The sequence below is a fragment of the Aquipuribacter hungaricus genome (assembly GCF_037860755.1).
Lineage (GTDB): Bacteria > Actinomycetota > Actinomycetes > Actinomycetales > JBBAYJ01 > Aquipuribacter > Aquipuribacter hungaricus.
Window position 1 is genome coordinate 1 of record NZ_JBBEOI010000190.1, and the last position, 6,788, is coordinate 6,788.

At 73.3% G+C, this 6,788-nt stretch carries 6 protein-coding genes; all 6 read left to right on the plus strand.

Going from position 1 to position 6,788, the window contains the following annotated elements; all coding sequences use genetic code 11:
- Window positions 1-163: 163 nt before the first annotated feature.
- Window positions 164-526: a DUF485 domain-containing protein gene (locus WCS02_RS15645; RefSeq protein WP_340294900.1), complete on the plus strand. Its 363-nt coding sequence runs from the start codon at window positions 164-166 to the stop codon at window positions 524-526.
- Window positions 523-2,142 (plus strand): solute symporter family protein, encoded by a 1,620-nt coding sequence (locus WCS02_RS15650; RefSeq protein ID WP_340294902.1) that lies wholly within the window; start codon window positions 523-525, stop codon window positions 2,140-2,142. Before WCS02_RS15645 ends, WCS02_RS15650 begins: the two co-directional genes overlap by 4 nt.
- A gap of 63 nt (window positions 2,143-2,205) precedes the next feature.
- Window positions 2,206-4,191, plus strand: a complete 1,986-nt coding sequence (gene acs / locus WCS02_RS15655) for an acetate--CoA ligase (RefSeq protein WP_340294904.1) — start codon at window positions 2,206-2,208, stop codon at window positions 4,189-4,191.
- 173 nt (window positions 4,192-4,364) lie between these two features.
- Complete coding sequence (nhaA, locus tag WCS02_RS15660; RefSeq protein ID WP_340294906.1) at window positions 4,365-5,657, plus strand: Na+/H+ antiporter NhaA; 1,293 nt, start codon at window positions 4,365-4,367, stop codon at window positions 5,655-5,657.
- A 133-nt stretch (window positions 5,658-5,790) separates the two neighbouring features.
- Window positions 5,791-6,285 (plus strand): phage holin family protein, encoded by a 495-nt coding sequence (locus tag WCS02_RS15665; protein WP_340294908.1) that lies wholly within the window; start codon window positions 5,791-5,793, stop codon window positions 6,283-6,285.
- A 172-nt stretch (window positions 6,286-6,457) separates the two neighbouring features.
- The coding region (locus WCS02_RS15670) for an alpha/beta fold hydrolase (RefSeq protein WP_340294910.1) at window positions 6,458-6,788 on the plus strand (331 nt) is incomplete at its 3' end.

The following is a 6,788-nucleotide window of genomic DNA, read 5'->3' on the forward strand; positions in this document are numbered from 1 at the left end:
CCACGGCGCCCCCGCCGGGCGCCCCGGCCCCGACCGCTCGTCGCCGCAGCCCTACCGCTCGTCGCTGACCCCGGCCGCGTCGCTCGCCCCGCGGGCCGGGGCGCCGCCATCATCCGGACCGACGCCCGCACCGCCGCGGACGTGTGCGCGACGAGGAGGTCACGTGAGCACCACCCACGATCCCGACAGGTTCCGCGAGGACCACGCCCCCGACCAGACCACGTGGGAGGAGGTGCAGGACAGCGCCGACTTCCAGGCGCTGCGCCGCTCGTTCCGCCGCTTCGTCTTCCCCATGACGGTCGCGTTCCTCGTCTGGTACTTCCTGTACGTCCTGCTCGCCGCCTACGCCACCGACTTCTTCGCGACGCCCGTCTTCGGCAACGTCAACGTCGGCATCCTCTTCGGCCTGGGCCAGTTCGTCAGCACGGCCCTCATCACCATCGCCTACGTGCGCTGGGCCAACCGCAACCTCGACGACCAGGCCGCCACCATCGGCGCCCGCGTCCGGACGGAGGAGGGCCGGTGAACCGCCTCCCCCTCGCCGTGGCACCGACCGAGGCCGTCGGCAGCCCTCTGGTCAACATCGCGATCTTCCTGCTGTTCGTCGCGGTCACCCTCGTCGTGGTGTTCCGCGCCTCCAAGAACACCAAGACCGCCGCGGACTACTACGCCGCCGGCCGCTCGTTCACCGGCGGCCAGAACGGCACCGCCATCGCCGGGGACTACCTGTCCGCGGCGAGCTTCCTCGGCATCGCCGGCGCCATCGCCGTCAACGGCTACGACGGCTTCCTCTACTCCATCGGCTTCCTCGTCGCCTGGCTCGTGGCCCTGCTGCTGGTCGCGGAGCTGCTGCGCAACACCGGCAAGTTCACGATGGCCGACGTCCTCAGCTTCCGGCTGCGGCAGCGCCCGGTCCGCGTCGCGGCCGCCACGGCCACGCTCGCCGTCTCCTTCTTCTACCTGCTGGCCCAGATGGCGGGCGCCGGCGGCCTGGTGGCGCTGCTGCTCAACATCCAGTCCCGCACCGGGCAGTCGCTGGTCATCGCCGTCGTCGGCGCGCTCATGATCGTCTACGTGCTCGTCGGCGGCATGAAGGGCACCACCTGGGTGCAGATCATCAAGGCGACGCTGCTCATCGCCGGCGCCGGCGTCATGACGGTGTGGGTGCTGGCCAAGGCCGGCTTCAACCTGTCCCGCCTGCTCGGACAGGCCGTGGAGTCCGCGGGCAACCCGCAGCTGCTCGAGCCGATGGTCCAGTACGGCGCCTCCGGGCTGACGAAGCTCAACTTCATCTCCCTGGCGCTCGCGCTGGTGCTCGGCACCGCGGGCCTGCCCCACGTGCTCATGCGCTTCTACACGGTGCCCACCGCCAAGGAGGCCCGCCGCAGCGTGGTCTGGGCGATCTCGCTGATCGGCCTGTTCTACCTGTTCACGCTCGTGCTCGGCTTCGGCGCCATGGCCTACGTCGGCCAGGAGACGATCCTCGCCTCGCCCGGCGGCGTGAACTCCGCGGCACCGCTGCTGGCCTTCGAGCTGGGCGGCACCCTGCTGCTGGGCATCATCGCCGCGGTCGCCTTCGCCACGATCCTCGCGGTCGTCGCCGGCCTCACCATCACCGCCGCGGCCAGCTTCGCCCACGACATCTACGCCAGCGTCATCAAGAAGGGCGAGGGCGACCCGGAGGCGGAGGTCAAGATCGCCCGCCGCACGGTGGTCGTCATCGGCGTCGTGTCGATCCTCGGCGGCATCGCGGCGAACGGGCAGAACATCGCCTTCCTCGTCGCGCTCGCCTTCGCGGTCGCCGCGAGCGCCAACCTGCCGACGATCCTGTACTCGCTGTTCTGGTCCCGCTTCAACACCCGCGGCGCCCTGTTCAGCATGTGGGGCGGGCTCGTCAGCTGCATCGTGCTCATCGCCCTGAGCCCGACGGTGTCCGGCGCCGAGACCTCGATGATCCCGTCCGCGGACTTCGACGTCTTCCCCCTCGCCAACCCCGGCATCGTCTCCATCCCGCTCGCCTTCCTGCTCGGGTGGGTCGGCACGGTCACCAGCCGTCCCGACGCCAACCACGAGTCCAAGCAGGCCGAGATGGAGGTCCGCTCCCTCACGGGCGCGGGCGCCGAGAAGGCCACCGTCCACTGATCCCCCGGCCGGTCGGCGGGCAGCCCCGCCGACCGGCCGGTCACCACCCGCGAAGGAGAACCGATGACCACGGAGCCCTCGAAGACGCTGGAGAACCTGTCGGTGGAGAGCCGGCGCTTCCCGCCGCCCGAGGAGTTCGCCCGCGACGCCGTGGCGGGACCCGAGCTGTACGAGCAGGCCTCGGCCGACCGGCTGGCCTTCTGGGCCGCCCAGGCCCGCGAGCGCCTGCACTGGGAGGAGGACTTCTCCGAGACCCTCGACTGGACCGACCCGCCGTTCGCGAAGTGGTACGTCGGCGGGAAGCTCAACGCCGCCTACAACTGCGTGGACCGCCACGTCGAGGCCGGCAACGGCGACCGGGTCGCCATCCACTTCGAGGGCGAGCCCGGCGACACCCGCACCATCACCTACGCCGACCTCCAGAAGGAGGTCAGCCGGGCGGCCAACGCCTTCGCCGCGCTCGGCGTCGGCGAGGGCGACCGGGTCGCGGTCTACCTGCCGATGATCCCCGAGGCCATCGTCACGATGCTCGCCTGCGCCCGGCTCGGTGCCGCGCACAGCGTGGTCTTCGGCGGGTTCAGCGCCGACGCGCTGCGCAGCCGGATCGACGACGCCCAGGCCACGCTCGTCGTCACCGCCGACGGCGGGTACCGCCGCGGCAGCGCGGCCGCCCTCAAGCCCGCGGTCGACGGCGCCCTGGACGGCGGCGCCGACAGCGTCCGGTCCGTCGTCGTCGTCCGCCGCACCGGCCAGGACGTGGAGTGGACCGAGGGTCGCGACGTGTGGTGGCACGACGTCGTCGACACCGCCTCCGACGAGCACACGCCGCAGGCCTTCGACGCCGAGAACCCGCTCTTCATCCTCTACACCTCCGGCACGACAGGGAAGCCCAAGGGCATCCTCCACACCACCGGCGGCTACCTCACGCAGGTCGCCTACACCCACGCGACGGTGTTCGACCTGCGCCCGGAGACCGACGTCTACTGGTGCACCGCCGACGTCGGCTGGGTCACCGGCCACAGCTACGTCGTCTACGGCCCGCTCGCCAACGGCGCGACCCAGCTGGTCTACGAGGGCACCCCCGACACCCCGCACAAGGCCCGGTGGTGGGAGCTCGCCGCCAAGTACGGCGTGACCATCCTCTACACCGCGCCCACGGCGATCCGGACCTTCATGAAGTGGGGCGAGGAGCTCGTCGCCGAGCACGACCTGTCGAGCATCCGGCTGCTGGGCAGCGTCGGGGAGTCCATCAACCCCGAGGCGTGGATCTGGTACCGCCGGGTGGTCGGGCACGACCGCACCCCGATCGTCGACACCTGGTGGCAGACCGAGACCGGCGCGATCATGATCAGCCCGCTCCCGGGCGTGACGACCCTGCGGCCCGGCTCGGCCCAGAAGCCGCTGCCCGGCATCAGCGCCGCCGTGGTCGACGACGAGGGCAAGGAGGTCCCGCACGGCGGGGGCGGCTACCTCGTCCTCACCGAGCCCTGGCCGGCGATGCTGCGGACCATCTGGGGCGACGACCAGCGGTTCAAGGACACGTACTGGTCGCGGTTCCCGGGCCGGTACTTCGCCGGCGACGGCGCCAAGCTCGACGACGACGGCGACGTCTGGCTCCTCGGCCGGGTCGACGACGTGATGAACGTGTCGGGCCACCGGCTGTCGACGACGGAGATCGAGTCGGCGCTGGTCAGCCACCCCGCGGTGGCCGAGGCCGCCGTGGTCGGCGCCGCCGACGACACCACCGGCCAGGCGCCGGTGGCCTTCGTCATCCTCCGTGGCAACAGCGCGAGCGTCATCGGCGACACCGACCCGCAGGAGGCGCTGCGCGACCACGTCGCCAAGCAGATCGGCGCCATCGCCAAGCCCAAGCGGGTGCTCGTCGTGCAGGAGCTGCCCAAGACCCGCTCGGGCAAGATCATGCGCCGGCTGCTGCGCGACGTGGCCGAGAACCGTGAGCTCGGCGACGTCACCACGCTCACCGACTCCGGCGTCATGGGTCTCATCCAGACCGGCCTGGCCGCGAAGGGCTCGGCGACGGAGGACTGAGGCAGCGGCGCGTCCGCGAGCCGGGCGGCCCGAGGAGACCGGGCCGCCCGGCCGCTAGCCTGGGCGACGGAGAGCCGGGAAGTCTGGTCGGCACGAGCGGCGGTACGAGCGACGTCGCGCCTGACGCACCCCTTGAGGGTGCTGCCGCCCCGCCCCCGACCAGGAGGACACCCGTGCCCCACGACGCCCCCCGCCCACGCACCCGGCTCTTCGGCCGGCAGGAGGGCGACGACCGCGACCGCTCCGTCGTCGCCGCGGCGCTGCGCACCGAGACCGTCGGCGGCGCGGTCCTGCTCGTCGCCGCGGTGGCCGCGGTGGTGTGGGCCAACCTCCCCGGCCGGGAGGCGTACACCGCCCTGCGCGAGACCGTCCCCTACGACGGCACCCTCGGGCTCGGCCCGCTGAGCTTCCACCTGGACCTTACGCTGTCCGCGTGGGCGGCCGACGGCCTGCTCGCCGTCTTCTTCTTCATCGTCGGCCTCGAGCTCAAGCGCGAGTTCCTCGCCGGCTCCCTGCGGAAGCCCTCCCAGGCGGCCATGCCCATGCTCGCGGCCGTCGGGGGCATGACCGTGCCCGCCCTGTTCTACGTGGCGGTGACCTTCTCCGCCGGTCCCGACGCGCTGCGCGGCTGGGCGATCCCGGCGGCCACCGACATCGCCTTCGCCCTCGCGGTGCTCGCCGTCATCGGCTCCGGGCTGCCGTCGGCGCTCCGGGCGTTCCTGCTCACGCTCGCCGTGGTCGACGACCTGCTGGCGATCATCATCATCGCCGTCTTCTACACCGACACCCTCGAGCTGGGGTACCTCGCCGGGGCGCTGGTCCCGGTCGGGCTGTTCGCCCTGCTCGTCCAGAGGCGGATCACCAGCGAGTGGCTGCTCGTGCCGCTCGCCCTCCTCGCGTGGCTGTTCGTCCACGAGTCCGGGGTGCACGCCACCATCGCCGGGGTGCTGCTGGGCCTCACCGTCCCCGTGCTGCGGCCCGGGCGCGAGGGCGTGTGCCTGGCCACCAGCATCGAGCACGCCTGGCGGCCGGTCTCCGCCGGCTTCGCCATCCCGGTCTACGCGTTCTTCGCCGCGGGCGTGAACTTCACCGAGGGCGGCGTGGGCGAGGTCTTCGCCGACCGGGTCGCCCTGGGGGTCATGCTCGGGCTGGTCGGCGGCAAGGTGGTCGGGGTCTTCGGCACCACGTGGCTGCTGGCCCGCTTCACGAAGGCCGAGCTGGACGCGGACCTGGCGTGGGGGGACGTGCTGGGCGTGGCTCTGCTCGCGGGCATCGGGTTCACGGTGTCGCTGCTCATCGGCGAGCTCGCGTTCGGTGCGGGGTCGGAGACCGGGCAGCACGTCACCGCGGCCGTCCTGTTCGGCTCGCTCACCTCGGCGGTGCTGGCCTCGGTCGTGCTGCTGCGGCGCAACAAGGCGTACCGGCTCGTCGCCGAGCGCGAGGCCGCCCGCACCGCCACGGCCTGAACCCGGCGCGGCCGCGGGCCCGAGAGGGCCGGGGGGCCGAGAGCCCCCGGTCCGGGACGCGCCGCGGGCAGGCCCGCCGTCCGCCCGCGCGCTACCGTCGTGCCCCCGCCCCCGGACCCTGGAGACACCTCTCATGGCACCGACCGACCGCTCCATCGGCCAGCTGGTCGCCGACGCCCTCGACGACGTGCGCGCCATCATCGACCACGAGAAGGCGCTCGCGAAGGCCGAGATCACCAAGGCCGCCAAGGCGGGCGGGATCGGTGCCGGCCTCCTCGCCGCCGCCCTGTCGCTGCTCGGCCTCGCCGTGGTCTACCTCCTCGTCGCCGCGGCCGAGGGCATGGTCGCGGGCGGGATGGAGCGCTGGGGTGCCTACCTGCTCGTCGGCGGCGTGCTGCTCGTGCTCGGGCTGGTCCTCGCCGGCGTGGGCGCGCTCATGCTCAAGCGCGTGCAGGGCCCCAAGCGGACCCTGGCCCAGGGCAAGGGCACCGTCGAGGACGTCAAGGAGGCCTTCACCTCCGACCACGGCACCGACGGGCAGGACCAGCACGGCCGCGACGCGGCGGTGCAGATGGCCAAGACCGGCGCCTCCACGGTCGCCGGCACCCGCGCTGCCGGGCGGGACTGAGCGGGGTCTCCCGCTGAGCCCCCGCCGGCCGACCTTCCCCGCCCACCTCACCGACGCCTCGGTCGTCGGCGTCCCGGGGCCCTGGCACCACCGCTTCGTCGGGGCCCACGGCATCCGGTTCCACGTCGCCGTCTGCGAGCCGGCCGGCGACGGCGACCCGCAGGCGCCGCTGGTGCTGCTGCTGCACGGTGCGCTGCAGAACTGGTGGGCCTGGCGGGACGTGCTCCCCGGGCTCGCAGCCGCCGGGTACCGGGCCGTGGCGGCGGACCTGCGCGGGCACGGCGCCTCCGACGCCACGCCCCGCGGCTATCACCTGCCCGGGCTGGCCGACGACGTCGACGCGCTCGTGCGGTCCCTCGGGGCCCGGCGCGCGGTGGTCGTCGGGCACGACCTGGGCGGCTGGGTCGGCTGGACCCTCGCGCACCGTCACCCCGGCCGGCTGCACGGGCTCGTCGCCGTCGCCGCCCCGCCGCCCCGGCCCGGCCTGCTAAGTCGGAGGCCAA